Below are 26166 nucleotides of genomic sequence, written 5' to 3' on the forward strand. Positions count from 1 at the left end.
TTTAATCTAAGAAAGAATGAAACTCAACATAAAAAACACCTTTATAGAAAAATTACCGGCAGACCCTGTTTTGGACAACAGTCGAAGGCAAGTTAAGTCAGCTTGCTTTTCTTATGTAAGGCCAAAACAAACAGCAGATCCAAAACTTATACACGTTTCTGATGATATGCTGAAAAATTTAGGCTTAACAGAAGCAGATAGTAAATCCACAGATTTTTTAAATGTGTTTTCAGGAAATACTGTAATGGAAAACACAAAACCATACGCCATGTGCTATGGTGGCCATCAGTTTGGCAACTGGGCAGGTCAATTGGGTGATGGCAGGGCCATTAACTTATTTGAAGTAGAACATGATCACAAGCAATGGGTTGTTCAGCTTAAAGGAGCAGGTGCTACGCCCTACTCTCGGTCAGCTGATGGATTAGCGGTGTTGCGTTCATCCATTCGGGAGTACCTATGCAGTGAAGCCATGCATCACCTAGGCATAGCAACCACCAGAGCTTTATCCTTAGCATTAACAGGAGACGAGGTAATGCGTGATGTTTTGTACAATGGCAATGCCGAATATGAAAAAGGTGCTGTAGTTAGCCGTATTTCTCCCAGTTTTATTCGCTTTGGTAGTTTTGAAATTTTTGCCTCAAGGCAGGAAACCGAGACATTAAAAACATTAGTAGACTTTACCATAAATCACCATTTCCCTCATTTGGGCACTCCTTCGAAGACCGTTTATATTGCTTTTTTTAATGAAGTCGTACAAAAAACATTAAGTATGATTGTCGATTGGCAGCGTGTAGGCTTTGTACATGGGGTGATGAATACTGATAATATGTCTATTTTGGGTTTGACCATAGATTACGGCCCATATGGTTGGCTGGAGGGTTTTGAAGAAGGTTGGACACCAAACACTACAGATCTTCAGCAAAAGAGATACCGATATGGCAACCAACCCAATATAGGACTATGGAATTTATACCAACTGGCCAATGCCTTGTACCCATTAATTGAAGAGGTAGAACCTTTAGAGGATGCATTGAATCAATACAGAACAGAATTCCCTAAAGCCATGGCACAAATGATGCGTGGCAAAATAGGTTTAAAAACAAATGATCATAGCGACAAAGCTATAATCCAGAATTTGGAGACCCTTCTTCAACTAACGGAAACCGATATGACGATTTTCTTTAGGAATTTGGCAGCCTTTAAAAAAGACAAGCCGGATGAAGGCCTGGAATTGATTAAAGAGGCATTTTACACTCCCACAGAAGTGACCGATAACATTAAGCAACAATGGCAAGATTGGTTTCAACATTATGCTACCCGTTTGCAAATGGAAACAGTCTCGGATTCGGAACGGAAAAAAGCCATGAACGCAATAAACCCCAAATATGTATTGCGCAATTATATGGCTCAACTGGCCATTGACGATGCTGACAAAGGTGATTATGCGCTTATTGATGAGTTGTACCAATTATTGAAAAAACCATACAGCGAGCAACCTGAAAATGAAAAATGGTTTACCAAACGACCTGAGTGGGCAAGGCATAAAGTAGGCTGCTCTATGTTATCCTGTAGCTCTTAATATAAAAATCCTATAGGCAATCCAATCAATGAAGTCGTTTATGTAAGGATAAGGGACAAATGGATCTAAACCGGCAAAGCTATGCTATTGGATTTTATTCATAAACTTCCTATTGGGTATTCAGAGGTGCTTTATGCTGGTAGAAAGTATGGGGTTACCCGTGCAGACTTTAATAGTGGGATGAGTATTAAAGTTTACGCTGAGGAATTGGGGGGCACCAATTTTATCAGTTTGAATTATTATATAACCTCCAGTAAAGAGTTGCTAAAACCCTGCGAAATGCCTGAAGAGAAAGTTATTCATTTTTTAAAAAACCTTCAGGTGATAGGTTAATTGCAATCCAAAATATAATTCACGTATTCCTCTTCACTGTTCCACCCCTGCTTTTGCAAAAATATCCTGCAATTCTTTTTCAATTGGAAAAGGCTGTAAAGGGGGCACATTTGCTCCTCCGGGATTGCCCACAGGTACTTTACCTACAAAGGACTTCACTCCTCCAAAAATCAATCGTGGAATTTGTCCGAAGATTTCTTTCAAACTTTTAATCTTAAAACCAAACTGCAACATTTTCCAGTGAACATAACTGTGTTCGTAAGGGTATCTTTGTCCCAATATATGGGCTTTTTCCAAATGCATCCATGCATTTTCTAGATTTCCAGCATTGTACTCAATGCTATACTTCTTAATCTGCTCTTTAAAATAAGGTGCTAATTTAGTGGGAATCGAAGTGTAAAGTTTCATACTTAAAACTTTTAGGATTTATATTGGAAATATACCTTCAAATCCCTAACGATTTTTACCCACCAAATGGTTGAGGGTAAATCACTTTTTTTAATGAAAAATCATTGAACCCGAAATATGCAATAGATAATCTATTACGTGCTGAAATCGCTTCAAAATCAGCCACTTCGTTGCTGTTTACAATTTCCCCATAGCGGTGCTATGCTAAAATCTCCAAACAGCCTGATTTTTCTTGCGATTGCAACACTTCCCGTAAACACGGGACAGGCTTCACCCCTGACTATTGTCAGGACGGAGAAATCCTATTACATAATTCGGGTTGAACATATAGGTTATCGTTCAAAATCAATAAACAAAAGCTAATCTAAGTTAAAAAAACAAGGAAAGGGATAAAATCCCTTTCCTAAATAATATTATTTACCCCACCAATTATCCAGTGAAGCAGTGAGTTTCTTCACTACCTCAGGATGTTTATCGGCTAAGTTGTTTTCTTCCAATGGATCCTTTAGAATATCGTAAAGCAAAACTTCCTGCGTGTCCTTATTGGCTACGCCAGGAACAATGATTTTCCAGGGACTAGTGATAAGAATTCTGCTCTCCAGTGTTTCTTCCTTAGCATTTACTCCTTTCATGTCATGGGCAAAATCCTGACTGTAGATCACCTTTCTTTTCTTCAGTGTTTTCTTATCCATAATATTGATTCCTTGCATATCCGGAAGCGGGTCTAGGCCTACAGCAGCCATAGTCGTCACCGCCATGTCAATGCTACTTGTCAAATTGGAATGATCCATTTTGGGCTTTATTTTACCCGGCCACTTGTAAATAATAGGTGTTCTAATACCCATATCTTGAGGGGCTTGTTTGGAACCTTCCACATATTTATTGGGCACATTTGGATCCTGTATCCAGCCATTGTCCGTGACAAAGACTACCAAAGTATTTTCAGAGAGTCCTTTTTCTTCCACCCTATCCAAGAGCTGCCCGACCGTAATGTCAAACCACTCACACATGGCCCAATAAGCAGCAACTGATTTGGTAGGTGCTAAAGGCAAGTACTTCTGGAGTAAGGAATCCGGTGGATTGTGTGGGGAATGAGGTAAGAAGGGCGCATACCATACAAAAAACGGTTTATCCTCATCTATCGCATGATCCATAAAATCAAATATTGGATCCATTCCTTCACGACCTATTTTAAGCCCAACATCTCCATGTCTTCCACCTCGGCTAGGATCACCATGCGTCATTCCATGCGTAAAACCACCCTCTTTGTAGTTTCCGCCCCACCATTTTCCTGCCTGAAAAGAAAGGTATCCCAATTTTTTCAAAACCATTGGTATGGTAGGATGTTTCTGAAATTCATCCAGGTAATCTTTATACAGTCTAGATCTGGCCATTTGCCAATCATTACTGTAACGCTTTCCCTCAAATGCGAATTCAGGATCATTACCGGTAATCCCATGCTGATAGGGATACAAGCCTGTGATAATACTGGCTAAAGACGGACTACAAAGTGGTGCTGTCACATAGCCTCTGGTAAATGTATGTCCTTCCTCCGCCAACTTGTCAATATTTGGCGTTTCAATATGTGGGTGCCCCGTAAAACCGTAGTCATTCCACGATTGATCATCCGAAAGGATATAGATAATGTTGGGTTTTTCTCCTTGGGCATAGGATGTCATTTTGGTAAATGACACCAAAATGCACATCATGAGCACCCATTTCAAAGAACGAATCCTACTTGTTTTTTTCATTTTAATTTATTTTGGTTATTGCGTTTTTAATAGCCCGAATTTTGTTCCAATCTGTTAATCAATATCTGCTCTGCAGGGATAGGTGCCAATAATTTATTCGCTGTAATATTGAAAGAAGCATCAAATAAGAAAGGTTTCATTTCTTTTTCCCTGACCCCATGAGCAGACATAACCTCCACTGCTTTGCCACTTCTCTTTAGGTCGTACCACCTTTGGTTTTCGAAACAAAACTCTACCTGACGTTCATGCATAATCAAGTCTTGTAAACTTGTTTGATCATATCCGTTTAGCGCATCTGTTAGTCCAGCACGATTTCTTACCATTTCTACAAAAGGAATGGCTTCTCCCGTTCTGCCCAAGCCATTTAAAGCCTCTGCATACATAAGTAAAACATCCGAATAGCGCAATACAGGCATATTGTCTCCACATCTATCATCAGGGGCAGAAACTGGTGGTTTGAATTTCCCAATATAGGACAAATCTCTTATTTCACCATCCCAATCGGGTCCTGTCCAGGTGTTGATTGAAACAGCTTTTCTTTTATCACCCTCCTCAAAAGCATTAACAAGATCTTCAGTAGGTATATTCCAACCTGCAGACACCATGCTTATATTCGGTCTGTTTGTGATCTCTCCTTCAGAGCTCCAAGGGGCAAACATAAAAATAAACCTATTGGAAAGATCTCTGTTATTTTCAGAATACTGAATGGAAAAAAGCGTTTCAGTAAAATCAGGATTAGAAGGATCATACAAGTCCGCATATTCAGGAAGTAGACTGTATTGACCGGAATCAATCACTTCTTTGAGAACACTTGCTGCTTGGGTATAATTCTTCTGAGTTAGGTAAACCTTACCCAAAAGTGCCTGAGCCGCATATTTATTGGCTCTACCATCTTCATGAACTGCCGTAGCATTGGAGAAATGAGTGGTAGCACTTTCCAGATCACTGATGATTTGCTGGTAAACCTGCTCCTCAGTTGATCGGTCTATATTGACTGCTTCTTGGGCTGTAATGGGCGTGGTTACCAAAGGAACGCCTCCGTATTGCCGTACCAAATTAAAATAATAGAGGGCTCTTAAGAACAAGGCCTCTCCTTCTGATCTGTCTTTATAGGCTTCATTTGACCAAGAAACTCCTTCTCTGTCAATTTCTGCCAATAATTTATTGCATCGGGTGATGCCATTATAGGACAGGTCCCAGAATTGCCCATAACCTCTATTGTCAGAAGTGATGATAAACTGGTCAATTACACCTCTCACTGCTTCACCTGTTCTGATATTGTATTGGAAACTTGTATTGTCTGATATCAATTCTGCCAACACCCAATGTAAATCCTTTTCGTAATTTCTCATGGGTACATAGCAACCATTGGCCAACAGGATAAATTCTTCCTGGGTCTGATAGAAATTGCCTTCATTTAAAGTCGTCTCTGGGAAGATTTCTAGAAAATCCTCTGAACAAGAGCTCATTCCCAAAAAGACAAGTATATATAGTAACTTTTTCATGTCTGATTAATTTTTGTGAATCTCAGGTTTCGATTACAAATGCGTTTAAAAAGATAAATTAATACCTATCGATGTGGTTCTGGAAAGTGGATAAGACGTCATGTCAAATCCTGGAACCAAGGTATTGTTTTGGTTAGCTGCCTGCCCTTCAGGATTGGCACCTTTATAATTGGTAAACATGGCCAGATTTTGAACTGACATGTAGATCCTTGATCCTTTTACCACTTTCAAACGCTCCAGAAAATTACCTGGAAGGGTATAGCCCACAGTAAGATTGGATATTCTCACATAGGAAGCATCTTCTACCCATAAACTTGACACCCTGTGTCCCCAACTAGGCCTTACTTGTGGAATACCTGAATGAATCCCATCTCCAGGATTTTCTGTACTCCTCCAACGATTTTCCCAGTCTTTGTCAACATTGAAAAATCCCTGAAGATTATCTGTGGTTTGACGCAAACCATTCATAACCTGACCGCCACTTTGCCCATTGACTATTATGCCTAGGTCAATATTTTTGTAAGCAAAATTGTTGGTGAGTCCAAAAATAAAATCTGGATGTGGGTTTCCAATAATGGTATAATCCAACACATCATTGATCAAACCGTCTCCATTAACATCTTTATATTTCACATTTCCTTCGTAAACCTGAGGTGTTTTTACAATATCAGGATTGTCCATATCCTCAGGAGTGTACACACCTTCCAACACAAATCCGTAAAACTGCCCAATTGGCTTTCCTACTACAGAAACGTGAGTGGGATTTCCATCATTATTGCCTGCAAGAATTCTAACTGTATTGTCATTAAGAGACATCACTTTGTTTCTATTGAATGCAATATTGGCATTCACATCCCAATTGAATTCCCCAACATATGGTGAGCCACCCAAGGCAATTTCTAGCCCCATATTTCTTACATTTCCCTGATTGATCGTTTGAGAATTAAAACCTGTTATGGTAGGAATAACATCATTCAGCAACATATTATTGCTTTCTCTACGATACAAGTCTATCAATAGACTAAGTCTGCTTTCCAAGAATTGAAAATCCAGTCCTAAATCAAACTGATTGGATTCCTCCCATGTCAAAAAAGGATTGGAAAGCCCTACTGAAGAAGCGGTAACTTGATTGGTACCAAATACATAAGATCCAGCACTTATGGAAGCAAGGTGCGCATAGTTACCTATATTATTGTTTCCACTTTTACCATAACTACCTCGAATTTTAAACTCATCCACCCAGTTGATATTTTGGAAAAAATCTTCCTCAGAAACTCTCCATGCTGCAGCAATAGAGGGGAACAAGGCAAAGCGGTTTTGATTTCCAAACCTTGAAGACCCATCCGAACGGAAAGTAGCTGTCAATAGGTATTTGTCTTTCAGCGCATAATTCACCCTTCCCAAATAAGAAATCATGCTCCACTCATTGATTGCTTCTCCCCAATTATCAATACTTTGAGCCGCATTAATGGTGGTTATAAGGTCATTTGGAAAAGGGCTTGCTCCTAATGAAATATTATTGGAAGTAAACTTTTGGGTAGTGTATCCAAGTAGAGCATTTATCCTATGGTCTCCTCTGGTTAAATCATAATTTACTGTATTCTCTATCAGCCAATCAAAGCTGTTACTTCTGGAATTATAAGAGGAGCCTGTCCCTGGCGTAGGAGGCCTGTTAGATGCACCAATAGAGCTTGGTATGTACTGCTCATATTTCGACACTTCAAATATTGTATTTAAGGAGGACCTAAATCTTAAATTTGGCAGAATCTCCAACTCAGCAAATGCCAATCCAAGGTTTTGAAAGGTGTTTTGTTGCATTTTCATTTCCTGTAAGGCAAACAAAGGATTAACAAAACTCCAAGCCGAGTGAAAGCGACTTTGAGGTGCTACAATATATGGCTTAATGTTTCCATTGGCATCATATGGAGTAGAAATTGGGTTGGCCCAAATACTCACACCCAAAATGTCATTTCTATTTAGATTGGTGTTGGCCCTATCTTGTTTGATAAAGGTAGGTTGAATAGACGCTCCTATTTTAAGTTTATTGGTGACATTACTTTCAATACCCAGGTTACTACTGAATCTTTCTATGCCGGTATGTTTCAATACCCCCTCTTGCTTGAAGTAACCTAAACTAAAATTAATTCTAGAATCTTTGGTTCCTTTTTGCATGCTAAAATTATGGTCCTGAATTTTAGCTGTCTGTAAAACAAGATCATACCAGTCTGTTCCCTTACCTGATAGGGCATCCAAATTCCTATATTCCTCAGGATAATCCGCCAAGGTAGGTTCTCTTCCTTCAGTTTGCCTAACTCCGATATCAATTCTATCGCGTTGAAATTGGGCAAATTCTCTTTGATCTAAAAGTTGTGGTCTACCCTTCTGTGGTACTTGTTGAACACCTACCATGGAAGAAAAATTAATGGTTGTCTGGTCAAGCTCACCTTTTTTGGTAGTAATCATTATTACTCCATTGGCACCTCTGGAACCGTAAATGGCCGTAGAAGAAGCATCCTTTAGAATAGTAATAGACTCAATATTATTTGGGTCTATAAACATCAAAGGGTTTAGGGTTTGGTTCATCCCCGAAGAATAAGGCATTCCGTCGATTACATAGAGCGGTTCATTGCCTGCTCCCAAGGATCCACTCCCTCTGATTTTAACTGAAGTACCTGCTCCAGGTGCACCAGATACTTGCTGGATTTGAACACCTGCAACTTGTCCCACCATTTTCTGATCCAAGGAAGAAACTGGAAGATTTTTGATCGCTTCCTGGTTTACAGATGAAACAGCTCCTGTAACATCTTCTTTTTTCTGAGTTCCATATCCTACTACTACCACCTCTTCCAAGGCAGCTTGATCATCCATCAAGGTGATTGAAAAAGTAGTTTGATTACCTACAGTGAAGGTTTGGCTTTTATAACCTATAAAGGAGATTTTTATCACCGCCCCAGCCTCTGCATTCAATGAGAATTTCCCATCAATGTCAGTGACAGTACCGGTGGTGGTACCATCAATAATTACCGTTGCTCCGGGGATAGGGTTGCCACTTTCATCTACCACAGTTCCATTGATAGGTACAAATGCATTATCCGAATCCTGTGCAGGTGAAACTAGTTCAGAAACTTTGCCTTCGTTATTTTCAGATTCAAGACCGGGCTTTACATAAATTGTATTGTTTACTCTTTTGAACTCAAATGATGTAACCTGCGCCAGGTGCTGAAGTACCTCTTTTAGATTGCTTTCTTCATAAGAAAAGGTAAATCGATTCTTATCCTTGACTACTTTTTGATTGTAGGTAAAGTTAAAAAGGGTTTTTTCCTGGATTAGTCCCAGCACCTCTTTAAAAGTATTCGATTGAACGCTTATACTTAGACTAACATCCTCTAAATTTTGGCTTTTCGAGGTGGTCGCCATTAGAAATTGCATTGCAATCACCTGTACAAGGAAGGCATATAAAAGCCTCTTTGATACCATGATCAATAGTTTTAGTAAATTAATTTCCATAATTTTAAATGCTTAAAATTCTTTTCGGGTTAGTTAATTGATGAGTGTTTTGAGCTGGATCCAGAACTGTTACAGCAGTTACTGGATCCTTTTCTTTTTCGCAAAGTATTACATAGGCTTTTAAGATTTATTTACAATTTTTAAGATCTATATTAATTGTTTTGGTACTTATATCTGTTTGGTATTCAAAATCCAAAATGTGCCGCAATCCCAGTAAGATCGTTTCTATCCGCTCTCCAGTATAAGCTCCAGTGATCACACATTCAATTTCTTTTTGTGGCATATTCACTTCAATACTGACACCATATGCACGCTCCAAAATTGAAAAAACAGATGCCACTGTCTCCTCCTCAAATACCAATTTTCTAGTATGCCAACCAATAAAGAAATCTGGGTTCACTTCATTCACCTGGATTTGATCGGTATTTACAATGGCCTGTTGCCCTGGATTTAGTTCAACCCCTTCATTGGATTTCAAATTGGCAACTTTAACCCTACCGCTAGTTACTGTGATCTCAGGTTGAAAGTGTGTATTCACATTAAAGGAGGTTCCTAAAACAGTTACCTCTGAGGTTTCCGTAACCACTTTAAAGGGTTTCTCAGGATTTGGCTTGATATCAAAAAAAGCTTCCCCATTCAAATGAACTACGCGCAACTCTTTAGCAAAAGTTTCTGGAAATTCAAGGCTACTATTTTCATTTAAACGCACCTTACTGCCATCTGATAAGGTAACGGTTGATCGCATCCCTTGATCGGTTCTCTTCACTAGCATCGGGATTTCAGCTTGTAAATTTGACATTTCCCATACGGCCAAGCCTATGAAAGCAAAAAATAAAAGTACGGCAGCAAATTTTCTAACCACCAAGTATACGCTCTTGCCTGCGGATTTTGGCTTCCCTTTGGATTCTATTTTTTTCCAAATGTTTAATTTTGATGCATTTATTTCATTTTGGGAAGGAGCTTTACCCAAATGTGCCAATTCATCTAGTAAAGAATCAAATTGACCATTCCTTTCAGGATCTAACTTCCCTGACCTGTATTTATTTGCCCACTTAATTAATTGCTTCAACTGCATAAAACTCCAAAGGGTTATATAGGGAAGTACCATAACACCGAAGGATCAGCTAGTCGGAGCCGAAAAAAAATCTATTTTTTTTGTTTAGGCTAAATTATTTGCGGGTTTTGACCTTAATAGGCAATTTAAGTAAAAAAAAAGGTATCGCATCAACACCAACTGACCAAGCAAATTACTATAAACTCCAAGGATTGCCTTAGTAGGTACAATGCTCTTTTAATGTGATTTTCCACGGTGAAAACAGAAATCCCCAATTTTTCAGAAATCTGCTTGTTGCTCAAATAACTAAACCTACTGAGGGTGAACACATTTCTACATTTTGCAGGCAATTTTTGAATTCCGCTCTCTAACAACTTACGGGTCTCTCTTTCTTCAAGGTATTCATCAGTAGAGCAAATTCCCTTTGTATTTTTAATGAAATCCAACTGCTCTTTGCTCCATTTATTCTTTCGAATTTCTTTCGCAATTTGATTCCTTGCCGCACCAATAAGGTAAAATAGTACTGTAGGATGACTTAAGTTTGGTGGTTTTTTCCATATGGAAATAAAAATGTTTTGAACCACATCTTCGGATGTCTCGCGGTCTTGCATGACCTTGTACACATATCCAAATACCGAATCAAAATGGCGCTGGTAGAGCATCTCAAAAGCACGATGATTTTGATGCTCCCTAATTAACTGTAGCAGTTCTTGGTCACTATGGGTTTTAATATTGGTCAATTTTTGGGTCTATTCAACTAGCAATACGCTAATTAAAAGAATAAAATGCACAATCCAAATAAAGATATTCAGAAGAAAATACCTACACAAGTAAAACCAAAGAGATAGATTTTATAATCATATAAATAAAGAAGTAAATACAGGTCTATTAGACTACAACCTCTTCGCTATGGTTTAGAGTTAACTATTAAGAATAATTTTAACCCGGATTATGTAAAAGAATTTCTCCGTCCTGACAATAGTCAGGGATGAAGCCTGTTCCGTGTTTACGGGAAGTGGTGTAATCACAATAAAATCAGGCTGTTTGGAGATTTTAGCATAGCACCGCTATGGTGAAATTGAAAACAGCAACGAAGTGGCTGATTTTAAAGCGATTTCAGCACGTAATAGATTGTCTATTGCATATTTCGGGTTTAATTTACATTAAGAAAAAAGGAGAATTTCTAAAAGTAATTTTCATGTATAGCAGCAAACTACACTTTTGGGAATTCCCATTCCCCATGGTATTCGGGTGCAATGAATTGATTTGCTACCTTATTCCCATTAAACTTACCAGCGGCTTCATTCCAATTCAAATATTGGGTACCAGACCTGGCCGCAATATTTCCCATATGAGCATAAAGAGCTACATTTCTACCTGTTTCGATTGGGCAATTGGTAACACCTCTACTTCTTACACAGTCTAAGAAATTCAGCACATGAATTTCCATATCGCTCTTCCCTTTAAAGTTAAACTTTTCCTTGGCCAATAACGTGGCTTTTTCACTTTCTCCTTTGTCTCCTAGCCTAATACTCCAATCACCTCTATCTGCTAAAAGAACACCTTTTTCACCTACGAATTCCACCCCATAGGCTTTGTCATAGGGACCTGTTTGTATTCCCGCCGTATGCGACCAATGAATCATATAATCCTCCATAGGGTAACTCACATCCATCATTTCATAAGTCTCACGGTAATAAGTATCCATATTGTAATTGGCAGCAGAAGCAAGCACAGTTTTGGGTTCATGGCTTATTTTCTTAGCCCAAAGTGCCATGTCCAACAAGTGAACTCCCCAATCAGTCATCAAGCCTCCTCCATAATCCCAAAAATGCCTCCAACTACCATGCACATGATTGGGGTTATAAGCTCTTTTTTCTGCTGGACCTTGCCAAAGCGCATAATCCAATCCTTCCGGAACCGACTGATTAGGTACTTTACTTGAACCCATACCATAAGGGAAATTGGCCCAAACATTCACTTTCTTAATCTCTCCAATTCCTCCTGAATGGATGTGTTGCATGGCACTATTCCATACTTCACCACTTCTTTGCTGTTGGCCAACCTGCACAACCCTATTGTATTTATTGGCTGCGGCCACCATCACATTACACTCAGCAATACTGTTTGCCAAGGGTTTTTCCACATATACGTCTTTACCTGCCTGACAGGCATACACCGTAATCAAGCAATGCCAATGGTCTGGAGTACCAATAATAACAGCATCTATTTCTTGGTTATCAAGCAATTGCCTAAAATCTCCATAACCTTTCGGCGTTTGTTTAAATTCATCTTTTATATCTACCAATCTTTTCTCCAGAACATTCTGATCCACATCACAAATCCCAAGGCAGTTTACCTGGCCCGTTTTCATCATGTGGTGTAAAATATTAAAGCCTTTGCTTCTAGCCCCAATCAAGCCAATATTGATTTTATCATTGGTCGAAAAATTGGGTAAACCGGAATAAGCTGAGTGCATCATCCCTAAACCTGCTACTGTCAAAGTGCTGTTTTTTAGAAATGCTCTTCTAGATTGTTTCATACTATTCATTTTTTTCCAAATTGAATATAAATATTTAAAGTAAACTATGCCATTATTTCTTTTTTTAGAATTCAAAAAAAACAGCTTCTTACCTAAAATCACATGAGAAAAAGAACATATAGAGCAATTAGCATTAGATTTTCGAGGCAATTATATATGCTGTACCCAGCACTGTTCTCTGGGATTTTTTATAGGCCAATACAGTAATGTATCATTGCTATCAAGCAGAGGCAAAAGTATTTATTGAGAAAAAATCGTTCAAGAATAGAAATAATTATTTACTTTCAATATTTCCATGTTGAAATTGGAAAATAGCTTTAAGAAACAACTCAAAATTAACACGCAATGAAAAATGTCATAAGTTCATTTTTATTATTATTATTTATTGTCGTTCACAGCCATGGCAATACCCTTTCAAACAATCAGTTGGCCAATCCTTTTCTGGGCATGTGGGGTCTGGAAATTGAAGGAGGAGGAGTCGGATGGCTTCATGTGCATGAGGATCAGGGTTTTTTAGATGCTGAGCTCCTATGGATTGGTGGAAGTGTCCTGCCCGTATCCAATGTATATTTGGCAAATGAAAACACACTCGTAGTCACTAGAACCAATATTTCAAAGAAAAGTGATGAGCGAAGCCATACCATTACCAATACCCTTAGAATAGAAAAGACTGGAAACACTTTAAAAGGAACCATGTCAGGCCCACGAAGAAACGGAGAATATGTGGCAAATTTCACTGGGTTCCCAATGCCTGCCATGCCAGCCAAACCAGACCTTTCAAAGGTAGTTTATGGGCAACCCATTTCCTTGTTCAATAAGAAAGACCTAACAGGTTGGGAATTGATGAATCCCAAACAAAAAAATGGTTTCAAAGTAGAAAATGGAATATTGGTTAACGATCCGGTGCAACCTGAAAATGGTAAACACATATCTTATGGAAACATCCGTACCAAGCAGGAATTCAAAGATTTCAACCTCAAACTGGAGGTAAATGTACCCAAAGGAAATAACAGTGGTGTTTATCTAAGGGGAATCTATGAAATTCAGGTGGTAGACTCCTATGGAAATGACTTGGATTCGCACAACATGGGCGCATTGTACAGTCGTATACAACCTAGCCAAGCCGCAGAAAAACCAGCAGGCGAATGGCAAACAATGGATATCACATTAGTAGACCGACATGTGACGGTAATATTAAATGGTAAAAAAATCATTGACAACCAACCTGCTTGGGGACCTACAGGTGGAGCCATGAGTGCTGATGTACTATCTGCTGGCCCTATCTATTTGCAAGGGGATCATGGGAATGTAAGTTACCGAAATATCATATTGACACCTGTAAAATAATCAGCATTAGTCGACTTACTTCCAAGGTATTTAACCTAATAAAAACCACAGGCTTGTTCCTGTGGTTTTTGTATTTAAACATTGTGCTTTTCTGAAATAAATACTTCAATACGAGCAAAATCGAATAAATACTTTCCTGTTTTTGCAAATTTATGTCAACTGTTCCTCCATTTTGAAACCACAGGTTTAATCGAAAGAATAGCCATGCCAAAACAGAATTCTAAAAAAAAATATTTACATTCAAAGCTTTAAACTCCTATTCTGCAAAGAAATTCACCCTTCTTTTCCTGATAATAGGTTATAAGGTAATGTATTCGCAAAAAAATCAGTTTTCCCAACACTGCTGGGACTTCTGCCAAAACCGCAATGATTGACGGATTATGAACCTATACCTACGAAGGACAAAGTCGCTTTTGCATGTCTTGGCTTAAAATAAATCACCCCTATCATTTTAAACTTTATTCATTCATGTCCATTAGAAAAGTCCTTGCTAAAATACACCTGATAATTGGTTTGGGAACAGGTTTTCTATTCTCGATTATAGCACTTTCCGGAGCACTATACACTTGGGAACCTGAAGTAAGCCGGATAATTTATCAGCACGAGGTAGAGAAACAAGACAAACCTTTTGTTGATATTTCGACATTAAGAAACACCATGCAACAAGCCTTCCCGGAAGGCGATTTCCGCACTGCACTCTATCGCGACCAAGAAAGTAGTATCGAGGTTTTATTGTATGTTCCAGGCACCTATTTCCTGGCCCAAATCAATCCATATACGGCTGAGCTTATCCACTTACAAGACATGAAAAAGGGATGGCTAAACCATTTGAAAAACTTACATCGCAATCTTTTACTTGGAGACATAGGTAGAGAAATTGTTCATTGGGTAACCTTATTGGCGCTACCAATGCTGATTTCTGGCCTGGTATTGTGGTGGCCACTACGAGGCTGGCCAAAAAAAGAAAAATTCAGCATTAAATGGTCCGTTTCTCCAAAGAAGTTAAATTATGATCTACACAATGTTCTGGGATTTTATGCCACTTGGATCCTTATTTTTAGCATTATCACAGGACTCTTTTGGGGTTTTAAGGTGGTGAAAGATGTAACCAAAGAAATAAGTGGTGAAAATGAAATGAGCTATGAAAGCCCAAGTTCTCTGATCCCAACTACCGATCAAGGTTCAGATCCCAACAAAATTTTAAACATGCTGATTGAAAAATACCATACTGAATTTTCGAATTCTCAAGTAAGAATTAATGTTCCTCATGGCAAAAAAGAAGCCATCCATATTTCCGTTATTGATCCCAATAAAGGGTTAAATGCTATCAATCATTTTTATCATGATCAATACAGCGGAGCCCCTATTCAAGGAAAATTTTTATATGGATTATCTAGTGAAAACAGCACTTTCAACACTATTAACGCCATGGTCTATGGAGTTCATTTAGGAGACATTTTGGGACTTCCAGGAAGAATGCTTGTGTTTTTAGCATCGCTTATAGGTGCCTCCCTACCTATAACTGGATTTATTTTCTGGCTTGGGAAAAACAAGAAAAAGTGATAAACTCAACTTAAACTATAGGCTCCCCCTGTTTCATTCGAACTTTACATAAACTAATTAAGTTCAGGCTATTTGTAAAGAATCCGTTAAGACACTACCTTAAGAAAAAAACAGAATAAACAACTGAATTAAATAATTTTTCCTCACGAAACAGAAGGATATCCGTCTATTTTGACTTAAAACAAAATTCAATAATTCACAATAAATTCATGGACAAATAGAAATATTATCCTTTAATTGCGCCAAAATCAAATTTATGAAATCATGTCCGAATTCCCACCTTGCCCAAAATGTGAATCTAAGTTTACCTATTCTACAGGAGGCCTACTATTATCTTGTCCTGAATGCGGACATGAATGGAATCCCGAAGAAACAGAAACAACAGATTCTGGTACAGAAGTAAAAGATGCTAATGGCAATGTTTTGGTAGATGGAGATTCTGTAATTGTATTGAAGAATTTACCCGTAAAAGGTTACCCTCAACCAATAAAAGCAGGTACAAAAGTGAAAAACATTCGACTAACAGATGGCGACCATAATATCGATTGTAAAATTGCAGGTTTTGGGTCAATGGCTTTAAAATCTGAGTTTGTAAAAAAAGGTTAAAAAAGCTGATTTAACGAAAGGTCTTATAGGAACATCCGTTTATTAAAAGTCTATGAGCGAGCGGTGATACATCATGCCGCTCGCTCATAAACTTAAAAGGCCAATAATTTTATTATTGGTAATTAATTAGATTTTTTTTTTAAAACCTTGAAATTGTTTTATTGACACTTGGGGGTAATATAAAATGAGCAAAATAAAACCTATGACTCATTAACTTTGTCAATACCAAACTAAATTGACTCTATTTCCAATACCTTATTTTGGTAGTTGCATCTTTTTGGCCCAATTTTCTCTACTCTAGAAACTTACTAGAAATAGAATAAACAATCACAAACAAATTGTGTTTTCAAAGCAGAATTGAAGTGGGTTTAAAGAAAAGGTACAATACTGTAAAATTGGATGTGTTTTTCGAAATTTTCAACTCTATAGCCGAAGAAAAAAGAGCTACCTGAATTTGCTTGGCATACATTACATATACTGCTGAATATTGCTTAGTTTAGGTAAAACCTTTTTTATTATTAGGCATAGCGCTTCACTTATAGGAGTTAAGATATATGAAGAATGAATGGGTAAAAGATTGGTATTCCTTAAAAAACAGAACTCCCTACGATTTCCAGAAAGCTTGCCTAAAAAATTATCTAGCAGGAGAAAGTGGTCTATTGAATGCCCCTACAGGTAGCGGGAAAACAATGGCACTGTGGATACCTGTATTACAGGAATATGTCAACCAGTATCCCGACAGTTGGAAAAAGCCTAGAAAGAACGGTTTACAAGTAATTTGGGTAACACCATTAAGGGCATTGGCACAGGACATTGCCCAAGCCATGAAGGAGGTATGTTCAGAGACCGGCTTAGCTTGGAGGGTGGCTGTGCGAAATGGCGATACATCTGCAGCCCAAAGACAGCAGCAAAAAAGATCCATGCCAGAGTGCTTGATTACAACTCCGGAAAGCCTTCATCTATTAATGGCACAAAAAGGTAATGGATTATTGTTCCAAAACCTGAAAGCAATAATAGTAGACGAATGGCACGAATTATTAGCAAATAAACGTGGGGTTCAAATTCAACTGGCCATAAGTTACTTAAGGACTATTGCCAAGACATCTATAAAGGTTTGGGGGATTTCAGCTACCATTGGTAACCTATCTCAGGCACACCAAGTATTGATAGGTCCTCAAGCGCCTGTCCTAATCGTTAGAAGTAAGTTAAAGAAAAAGATCAAAGTAAGTTCAGTATTACCTGATGAGGTGGAAAAATACCCTTGGGCAGGACATTTGGGAGTAAAATTACTTCCTAAAATCATTCCTATAATAGAAAAAAGCCAAACTGTGCTGCTCTTCACAAATACTCGTGCCCAAACAGAAATTTGGTATCAAAAAATATTAGAAGCCAAGCCAGACTGGGCAGGTGTAATGGCCATGCACCATGGTTCTCTGGATCCTCAAGTAAGAGAGTGGGTGGAAAATGCCCTTCATGAAAAGAAATTAAAACTTGTGGTATGTACAAGCAGTTTAGATCTTGGGGTTGACTTCAGACCCGTGGATACGGTAATACAAATTGGCGGGCCAAAGGGAGTAACCAGATTCGTTCAACGGGCAGGTAGATCTGGCCACGAACCCGGTGCTACCAGTAAAATATTCTTTGTTCCTACCCATTCTTTGGAATTAATAGAGGCAAGTGCATTAAGGAAAGCCATAGACAAAGGGGAATTCGAAGACCAGATTCCCATGGAAGACTGCTACGATGTAGGCGTGCAATTTTTGGTAACCCTTGCATTAGGAGATGGGTTTAAATCCGAAAAGGCCTATCTATTAATGAAAAGTTGTTTTTCCTTTCGAAACCTTACTAGAGAAAAATTTGATTGGATGTTGGCATTCATAACAGTTGGAGGAAAAGCATTGGGAAGTTATGAAGAGTTCTCCAAGGTAAAAATCTCTGAAGAAGGCCTTTACCAAGTAGTGGACAGAAAAATCGCCATGCGCCATAGGCTTTCTATTGGCACAATTGTAAGTGATCCCATGATTCAAGTCAAGTTCATTACAGGAGGTTATATAGGTTCTGTAGAAGAAAGTTTTATCACCAAATTAAAACCTGGGGATGCATTTTGGTTTGCCGGTAGAAACCTCGAATTCATTAAGGTAAAGGAAATGAAGGCTTTGGTAAGAAAGTCTAAAAAGAAAACAGGAACCATTCCAAGGTGGATGGGTGGAAGAATGCCTCTTTCATCAAGACTGGCATACATGATTCGTCAGGAGTTACAAAATGCCTCAGATGATCACCTTGATTCCATTGAATTGAAAACCATACTACCTATCCTACAACTTCAAAAAAACCTCTCTGAAGTACCAAATCAACAATCATTATTAATAGAAAAATGCAAAAGTAAAGAAGGCTACCACGTCTTTTTTTACCCTTTTGAGGGAAGGTTTGTCCACGAGATTCTTGCGGCACTAGTGGCTTACCGAATCAGCATAAGTCATCCCATCAGCCTCAGCATTGCAATGAATGATTATGGATTTGAATTGCTCTCGGATAGTCCAATTCCCATTGAAGATTGTCTAGAAGGGGATTTGTTTCGAAGGCAAAATTTGATGGATGACATTTTTGCAAGTATTAATGAAAGCGAAATGGGTAAAAGGCGTTTTAGGGAGATTGCTGCAATTGCGGGTTTGGTTTTTCAAGGTTATCCAGGAAAAAGCGTTCCTACCAGACATCTACATGCAAGCTCAGGGATTATATATGGGGTATTTGAAAGCTACGATCCTGACAACCTCTTGCTACAACAAGCACAGCAGGAAGTCATGCAAATTCAGATGGAAAAAAACAGGCTTTTTCAGGTTATTGAGAGGATTAACAAACATGAAATCAACCTTATCAACACTAAAAAATTAAGTCCATTTGCCTTTCCCATAATGGTGGACAGGCTTAGTCGAAACAACATTAGCTCTGAAAATCTAACGGACAGGATACTAAGGTTGCAATTTGAACTGCTAGATTAAAACTTGTTTTGGAGCATTTTTAAATTTAAATTAGCCATTTAAATACCAAAATAAATCTATCCTATTCCATTATTTACTTATACTTTATGAAATCATTATTACTTACCCTTTTGGTGATCAGTTCGTATGTGACCTGTATGGGTCAAACACCTCCCAATGGCCCCGAAGTTACGGATCCAGAATGGAATGCTTATGATATAGAAACAGTAGTCGATGGCTTCAATATCCCTTGGGGATTAGCGATTTTGCCTGATGGAAGTATGCTTATCTCTGAGAAATCAGGAGATTTAGTACATTTCAAAAATGGAAAGAAAACAAGTATTACGGGATTGCCTGAAATATGGGCAAAAGGTCAAGGAGGACTTCTTGACGTGGTTTTACACCCTGACTTTGAAAACAACAAATACGTTTATATTTCTTATGCATCTTCAAGAGGCCCTGAAAAAGGAGCACACACTGCCATAGGACGTGGACAATTGAATGGTACTCAATTGGTTAATTTTGAGAGATTATATAAAGCCTCGCCAAATTCAGAAGCAGGTCAGCATTATGGTTCTAGAATCGCTTTTGATAAAGAAGGCTACTTGTATTTCTCCATAGGAGAAAGGGGAGCGAAATTTGAGAACCCACAGGATATCACTCGAGACGGTGGTAAAGTTTATCGACTTTACGATGATGGAAGAGTACCTGAAGACAATCCTTTTTACAATGAATCTGGCGCAAAAAAAGCCATCTATTCATTTGGACATAGAAATCCACAAGGTATGATTGTACACCCAAAAACTGGAGCTGTATGGGTAAACGAACATGGTCCTAAAGGAGGTGACGAAATCAATATAGTGAAAAAAGGGGCTAATTTTGGCTGGCCTGAAATCACTTACGGGATCAATTATGATGGAAGCATATTGTCAGAAGAAACAGCTAAACCAGGCATGGAGCAACCACTTTACTATTGGGTGCCTTCTATTGCTCCAAGTGGATTTGCCTTTATTTCAAACAGCAAATACCCAGCTTGGGAGGGAGACTTTTTAGTTGGTTCTTTGAAGTTTGGATACTTAGAGAAACTTACAATTAAAAACAACAAGGTTACCAAAAGAGAAAAAGTTATTGATGGTTTAGGACGAGTTAGAAATGTTGTCCTGGGTCCTGACGGAATAATTTACGCCGGAATAGACGGAAAAGGGATAGTTAAAATTGTCCCAAAAGGAAAATAAAATATACATGTTCAAACAATAGTAATTGCTGCTTAAAAATTAACTTAAAGCAGCAATTACTTTTTTTTGGCAGGCCAACAATCCTTCATGAAAAAGTCCAAAGAAAAATATGATTTTATAATTATTGGTGGAGGTTCTGCAGGCAGTGTACTGGCCAATAGATTAAGTAAAGACCCCTCTAATAAAGTTCTTGTTATAGAAGCTGGAAGACCTGACCACGGTTGGGATTTTCGAATTCAAATGCCTGCTGCTTTAACTTATCCCCTAACCAACAATTTCTACAACTGGGGATACGAATCAGAACCTGAACCTTTTATGCACAATAGAAGGATTTTCCAACCTCGTGGAAAGGTATTGGGAGGGTCCAGTGTTATTAATGGGATGATCTTTATTCGTGGCAATGCCATGGATTATGAAAAATGGGCCAGGGAAGAAGGACTTGAAAACTGGAGCTTTGAGCATTGTCTCCCCTACTTCAAACGATTAGAAAACCGACTTATAGGTGGTGACACCTACAGAGGTGATAAAGGTCCACTTTACCTAACTACTCCTAAGTGCGACAACCCACTATTTAAAGCATTTTTTGAATCCGTTCAAGAAGCTGGATACCCACTCACTGACGATGTCAACGGGTATCAACAGGAAGGTTTTGGGAAATTTGACGCCACCATTTATAAAGGGAAAAGGTGGAATGCTGCAAGGGCCTATGTGCACCCTATAAAAGACCGTAAAAACTTAACCATACATCTCAAGTCAACGGTAAGTAAAATCCTATTTGAAGGAAATACTGCCATTGGAGTAGATTATTTAAAAAATGGAAAAAATGAGCAGGCTTACGGAGCACAGGTAATTTGCTGCGGTGGAGCAATCAATACCCCTCAGGTCTTGCAACTTTCCGGAATAGGTAATGCCAATGAGCTAAAAAAATTAGGAATTCCTGTAGTAGCCGACCTAAAAGGTGTGGGTGAAAACTTACAAGATCACCTGGAAGTGTATGTACAATGGGCCGCAAAAAAACCTGTTAGCCTCTACCCTTCCTTAAAATTCTATAACCAACCCAAGATTGGACTTGAGTGGCTGTTTAAAGGAACTGGTGTGGGTGCAAGCAACCATTTTGAAGCAGGAGGATTTATCCGCGGAAATAAAGAGGTAGCTTATCCCAATTTACAGTATCACTTTCTTCCAATTGCGATTAGGTACGATGGCTCTGCTCCAAACGAGGGGCATGGTTTCCAACTACATGTTGGTCCAATGAATACAGATGTGAGAGGCCATGTAAAAATAAAATCCACCGATCCAGGTAAATACCCAAGTATAAAATTCAACTACTTGTCCACAGAACAAGAGAGAAAAGAATGGATAGAAGCGATCAGGTGTACAAGAAATCTTATCAATCAACCTGCTTTTGATGAGTTGCGGGGGAAAGAATTATCCCCTGGAGCTAAGGTTGAAACCGATGAAGAAATACTTGATTTTGTAGCAAAAGAAGGTGAAAGTGCTTATCACCCTAGTTGTACTGCCAAGATGGGTTATGACGACATGTCTGTGGTAGATGCGAACTTAAAAGTTCATGGTATTAACAACCTTTCCATTGTGGATGCATCTGTGATGCCCCATATTACCAATGGAAATATTTACGCACCAGTGCTAATGATTGCTGAAAAGGCTGCTGACATTTTGTTAGGCAATAGCCCTGAACCTCCTCAAAAGGTCCCTTACTACAAGCACAATCCTGAACAAAACTAAAAACCATTCTTCAATTGATCAAACCAACTAATTTATATATTGACGGCACTTGGCAAGAGGCTATTTCTAAAGAAGTCAGGACCATTTACAACCCATTTGACAATCAACCATTAGCCACTGTTGCAGAAGGCGATAGAAAGGATGCTCAAAAAGCAATCTCAAGCGCAAGGAGTGCCTTTGAATCAGGAGATTGGCGGTATACGACTGCTGCAGAACGCGGAAGGTTGGTCTATTTATTGGGAGATCTTATTGAGAAAAATAAAGAAAAACTAGCCGAGCTTGAAACACTGAATACAGGAAAAACACTTGCTGAGAGTCTCTGGGACATGGAGGACATTGCTGGAATTTTCAGGTATTATGGTGGTCTTGCGGATAAAAATGAGGGCGAAAGCATCGCCAGCCCAAATCCCAATAGCCAAAGTTTATTGGTAAAAGAACCCATTGGAGTGGTTGGAATGATTTGTCCTTGGAACTATCCACTACTTCAAGCTGCCTGGAAAATTGCCCCAGCCCTTGCTGCAGGATGCACCATGATAATAAAGCCCAGTGAATTCACTCCACTTACAACGCTTCTATGGACAAGTTTAGCTGAAGAAGTAGGTTTCCCTAAAGGTGTTATCAATACAGTTTTGGGGCCTGGTCACAGCATTGGAGCAGAACTTGCAGAAAGTATGGAGGTAGACATGATCTCCTTTACTGGCGGAATTGTTACAGGGAAAAAGATAATGGAAGCAGCCGCAGGAAATGTCAAAAAAGTAGCATTAGAACTGGGAGGCAAAAACCCTCATATCCTATTTGAAGATGGAGATTGGGAAACGGCTATTGACTTTATATTAAATGGGGTATTCTTCCATGCAGGCCAAATTTGCTCTGCAGGCACACGTGTAATGGTGGCCTCCTCCATACATGACAAGGTAGTAGAACACTTAAAACAGAGGATAAGTAATATCCGCCTTGGCAACGGAATGGAAAATGACACCCAAATGGGGCCTCTGATTTCTCAGACTCAATTAGATAAAGTATCAAACCACGTACAGAAAGCCATAAAAGAAGGTGCTAAATTGGTTGTAGGAGGTAAAAGACCTACTGAAGAATCTTTGAAAAATGGTTTTTTCTATGAACCAACTTTGCTCACTGATTGTACGGCTGACATGGCCATTGTAAAAGAAGAAGTATTTGGTCCGGTTGTTCATGTGGAAAAATTTGAAACCGAGGAAGAAGCCATCAAAAAAGCGAATGACACCATTTATGGCTTATCCGCTGGCTTTTGGTCTCAAGACCAACAAAGAGTTTCCAGGGTTTCAAAAGCATTGCGATTTGGTACTGTTTGGGTCAATGACTTCAACGTCTATTTTGTTCAGGCACCATGGGGTGGTTATAAACAATCGGGACAAGGAAGAGAACTCGGCCACGCAGGACTAGAAGAATTTCAAGAAGTAAAGCATATTTATCAAAATTTCAAACCCTCGCCTTTAAACTGGTTCGGAAATTAAACCACCAAAGTTATCGATACCAAGACCTTAGGAATCCTCATAACAGTACTATTTTATCTAATTATTCTTTACATTGGATATTATGCCAGCAAAAAAGAATCCGGTGACCAAACATCGCAAGGACTTTTACTAGCTGGTCGCCGAATGCCCGCCTGGATCGGGATTTTCACCATGACTGCCACATGGGTAGGTGGCGGTTACCTCATTGGAACAAGTGAAGCCGTATACGATAGTGCAAGAGGCCTGGTATGGGCGCAAGCTCCCTGGGGCTATGCCTTAAGTCTAATATTGGGTGGATTGTTCTTTGCTAAAAAAATCCGAAGCTTTGGTTTTACTACATTCATCGATGTATTCGAACATAAATACGGTAAAAAAACCGCTGCAATATTATTTATTCCTGCCCTAATAGGTGAGATTTTCTGGAGTGCCGCCATTCTCGCTGCTTTGGGCATAACCTTCGCCACCATTTTTGAACTAGACCTAGAAACATCAATTCTTGTTTCAGCAAGTATTGCCATAGGCTATACCATGATGGGGGGATTGTGGTCGGTAGCCTATACGGATGTAGTTCAACTTATTTTTATTATCCTAGGTTTGGGAATAAGTATTCCTTTTGCTTTAGATAAAATTGGAGGTTTAGATGCCGCATTAACCATTTACGACCAACAAATAGCCAATGGCTTTACCTTATTTCCAAGTCTAAATGCCTTTACAGGAAACGATCCGGCATGGGGAAATAGCATATGGGTGTGGGTGGATTTTGCCTTGCTCTTGATTATGGGAGGAATTCCCTGGCAAGTCTATTTTCAGCGGGTCTTGTCTTCAAACTCAGATAGATCAGCGGTTAGATTATCTATCTTGGGTGGGCTTTGTTGTGCCTTAATGGCCATTCCTGCCATACTTATCGGGGTTGCAGGTGTTGGTTTTGATTGGACACAATCTACCTTAGGCGTAGCTCCCGAACCAACCATGGTCCTGCCCTATGTATTGCTAGAAATGACTCCTCCAATTATTGGAGCATTGGGGCTTGGAGCCGTAGCTGCAGCTGTAATGTCATCTGTGGATTCTTCCATATTATCTGCAGCTTCTATGTTTACCTGGAATTTATACAGGCCATTGATAAACCCTTCATGCACAGACAAACAAATCAAAACCTCAATTCGACTGGCCATTTTGGTCATAGGTTTGGTTTCTACCTGGCTTGCCTTAACACTTCAAAGCGTATATGAACTCTGGTACCTTTGTGCCGATTTGGTTTATGTCGTTTTGTTTCCTCAATTGGTGATGGCTTTATATTTTAAAAAGGCAAATAGAAATGGGGCCATTGCAGGAATAATCATAAGTTTATTTTTAAGGTTTGGTGGCGGTGAACCCATCTTTGGAATTTCCCCATTCTTACCCTACCCTATGGAAGACCCAATTGCGGGAATTGAGTTTCCTTTTAGAACATTCTCCATGTTTTGTGGTTTAATTAGTATTCCAATAGTGTCATTGCTTTTTCCAGATAAAAATCAGATTGAAACATCCTCTTTAACCAATGAACGATCGAATTAATTTAATCTTTATTCTATTTTTTATTATTTCTCTACCCCTAAAAGCGCAGATCCCCGTTATCTTGGATGCGGATTTGGATTCCGACGTAGATGACGTTGGTGCACTAGCCATGCTTCATACGCTTGAAGACAATCAAAAAGTCAAACTATTAGGTGTGGTTGTAACTAGTGATGACCAAGATGCTGCTGCCTGTGCCGCTGCAATCAATACTTTTTACAATAGACCAGAAGTACCCATTGGGGTAGAAAAAGGGATTGCACTAAGAAGTTTTTCCAAATACACAAAAAGTTTGGCAACAAGTTTTCCCCACCCTTTAAGGGGAGGGAAAGAACCTGAGGATGCCACTCAACTCTATAGAAAATTACTGGTCAATTCTCCTGACAATAGTGTAATCATCATTAGTATTGGCCACTTGACCAATGTGCGAAACTTATTGGAGTCTAAGCCTGATCATTTAAGTCCCTTGACCGGCAAGGAACTGATTCAAAAGAAGGTGAAACTTTGGTCCTGCATGGGTGGACAATTCCCAAGCGGAAAAGAGGCCAATTTCTATCGGCCTGACCCGGAGTCTACGCTAATTGCAGTTAAAAACTGGCCAGGCGAAGTGATTTTTTCAGGTTGGGAAATTGGCAATGAGATCATCACAGGTGGAGATTTCCTAAAACACGCGCTCAGTGCTGACCACCCGGTAAGCCTTGCCTATAAATTATTTAATGAATACGCTGGAAGACAAAGCTGGGACCAAACCTCGATTCTTTATGCAATATCTGATAAAAAGTATTGGGAGTTGAGCCCAAAAGGTCAGGTTCTTGTTAATAAAGATGGAAGCAATTCCTGGAAAGAAGATCCTAATGGCTTACATCACTACTTAATAAAACATTTACCTCCTGCTGAAATAGCAAAAATAATTGATTCTCTAATGATTGGTATTTATAGGCCTGGTTTTTGAGGCTGCACAGATAATG

18 protein-coding genes are annotated in these 26166 nt (G+C 39.0%); 11 read left to right on the forward strand and 7 right to left on the reverse strand.

What is annotated here, in order from left to right; all coding sequences use genetic code 11:
- The first annotated feature begins 16 nt into the window (after window positions 1-16).
- Both CA2015_RS22980 and CA2015_RS22985 read left to right on the forward strand, forming a co-directional pair.
- A complete protein-coding gene (locus CA2015_RS22980) occupies window positions 17-1579 on the forward strand; it encodes a protein adenylyltransferase SelO (protein ID WP_048644015.1) in 1563 nt (520 codons plus the stop codon).
- 81 nt (window positions 1580-1660) lie between these two features.
- Entirely contained in the window at window positions 1661-1912 is a 252-nt protein-coding gene (locus tag CA2015_RS22985) for a hypothetical protein (RefSeq protein ID WP_048644016.1), read from the forward strand.
- 33 nt (window positions 1913-1945) lie between these two features.
- Here CA2015_RS22985 and CA2015_RS22990 read toward each other — a convergent pair whose 3' ends face one another.
- From CA2015_RS22990 to CA2015_RS23020, 7 genes are all read right to left on the reverse strand, one after another.
- The gene (locus CA2015_RS22990) at window positions 1946-2320 is read right to left on the reverse strand and encodes a DUF3703 domain-containing protein (RefSeq protein ID WP_048644017.1); all 375 of its coding nucleotides are present in this window, start codon (window positions 2318-2320) and stop codon (window positions 1946-1948) included.
- A 413-nt stretch (window positions 2321-2733) separates the two neighbouring features.
- Window positions 2734-4071: a sulfatase family protein gene (locus CA2015_RS22995; protein WP_048644018.1), complete on the reverse strand. Its 1338-nt coding sequence runs from the start codon at window positions 4069-4071 to the stop codon at window positions 2734-2736.
- Between the two features lie 26 nt (window positions 4072-4097).
- A complete protein-coding gene (locus tag CA2015_RS23000; RefSeq protein ID WP_048644019.1) occupies window positions 4098-5576 on the reverse strand; it encodes a RagB/SusD family nutrient uptake outer membrane protein in 1479 nt (492 codons plus the stop codon).
- Between the two features lie 45 nt (window positions 5577-5621).
- Window positions 5622-9083, reverse strand: a complete 3462-nt coding sequence (locus tag CA2015_RS23005; RefSeq protein ID WP_048644020.1) for a SusC/RagA family TonB-linked outer membrane protein — start codon at window positions 9081-9083, stop codon at window positions 5622-5624.
- 127 nt (window positions 9084-9210) lie between these two features.
- On the reverse strand, window positions 9211-10191 hold the full coding sequence (locus CA2015_RS23010) for a FecR family protein (RefSeq protein ID WP_048644021.1): 981 nt from the start codon (window positions 10189-10191) through the stop codon (window positions 9211-9213).
- Between the two features lie 116 nt (window positions 10192-10307).
- On the reverse strand, window positions 10308-10877 hold the full coding sequence (locus CA2015_RS23015; protein ID WP_048644022.1) for an RNA polymerase sigma factor: 570 nt from the start codon (window positions 10875-10877) through the stop codon (window positions 10308-10310).
- Between the two features lie 473 nt (window positions 10878-11350).
- Window positions 11351-12679 carry a Gfo/Idh/MocA family protein gene (locus tag CA2015_RS23020; protein WP_048644715.1) on the reverse strand — a complete coding sequence of 443 codons (1329 nt, stop codon included), beginning with the start codon at window positions 12677-12679 and terminating at the stop codon, window positions 11351-11353.
- A gap of 345 nt (window positions 12680-13024) precedes the next feature.
- On the opposite strand from CA2015_RS23020, the gene CA2015_RS23025 reads away from it, so the two are divergent.
- From CA2015_RS23025 to CA2015_RS23065, 9 genes are all read left to right on the forward strand, one after another.
- Window positions 13025-14026 (forward strand): 3-keto-disaccharide hydrolase, encoded by a 1002-nt coding sequence (locus CA2015_RS23025; protein ID WP_048644023.1) that lies wholly within the window; start codon window positions 13025-13027, stop codon window positions 14024-14026.
- A 468-nt stretch (window positions 14027-14494) separates the two neighbouring features.
- The gene (locus tag CA2015_RS23030; protein ID WP_048644716.1) at window positions 14495-15589 is read left to right on the forward strand and encodes a PepSY-associated TM helix domain-containing protein; all 1095 of its coding nucleotides are present in this window, start codon (window positions 14495-14497) and stop codon (window positions 15587-15589) included.
- Between the two features lie 264 nt (window positions 15590-15853).
- Window positions 15854-16195, forward strand: a complete 342-nt coding sequence (locus CA2015_RS23035) for a zinc ribbon domain-containing protein YjdM (protein ID WP_048644024.1) — start codon at window positions 15854-15856, stop codon at window positions 16193-16195.
- A gap of 554 nt (window positions 16196-16749) precedes the next feature.
- Window positions 16750-19194: a ligase-associated DNA damage response DEXH box helicase gene (locus CA2015_RS23040; protein ID WP_048644025.1), complete on the forward strand. Its 2445-nt coding sequence runs from the start codon at window positions 16750-16752 to the stop codon at window positions 19192-19194.
- Window positions 19195-19280: 86 nt separating this feature from the next.
- Window positions 19281-20408: a PQQ-dependent sugar dehydrogenase gene (locus tag CA2015_RS23045; RefSeq protein WP_048644026.1), complete on the forward strand. Its 1128-nt coding sequence runs from the start codon at window positions 19281-19283 to the stop codon at window positions 20406-20408.
- 87 nt (window positions 20409-20495) lie between these two features.
- Window positions 20496-22154 carry a choline dehydrogenase gene (gene betA, locus CA2015_RS23050; protein WP_048644027.1) on the forward strand — a complete coding sequence of 553 codons (1659 nt, stop codon included), beginning with the start codon at window positions 20496-20498 and terminating at the stop codon, window positions 22152-22154.
- Window positions 22155-22168: 14 nt separating this feature from the next.
- Window positions 22169-23647 carry an aldehyde dehydrogenase family protein gene (locus CA2015_RS23055; protein WP_048644028.1) on the forward strand — a complete coding sequence of 493 codons (1479 nt, stop codon included), beginning with the start codon at window positions 22169-22171 and terminating at the stop codon, window positions 23645-23647.
- A gap of 72 nt (window positions 23648-23719) precedes the next feature.
- Window positions 23720-25201 carry a sodium:solute symporter family protein gene (locus CA2015_RS23060; RefSeq protein ID WP_262485609.1) on the forward strand — a complete coding sequence of 494 codons (1482 nt, stop codon included), beginning with the start codon at window positions 23720-23722 and terminating at the stop codon, window positions 25199-25201.
- Window positions 25185-26150, forward strand: a complete 966-nt coding sequence (locus CA2015_RS23065) for a nucleoside hydrolase (RefSeq protein ID WP_048644030.1) — start codon at window positions 25185-25187, stop codon at window positions 26148-26150. The genes CA2015_RS23060 and CA2015_RS23065 overlap by 17 nt, the downstream gene beginning before the upstream one ends.
- Window positions 26151-26166: the final 16 nt, after the last annotated feature.

Source organism: Cyclobacterium amurskyense, from assembly GCF_001050135.1.
In the GTDB taxonomy this organism is placed as follows: Bacteria; Bacteroidota; Bacteroidia; order Cytophagales; family Cyclobacteriaceae; genus Cyclobacterium; species Cyclobacterium amurskyense.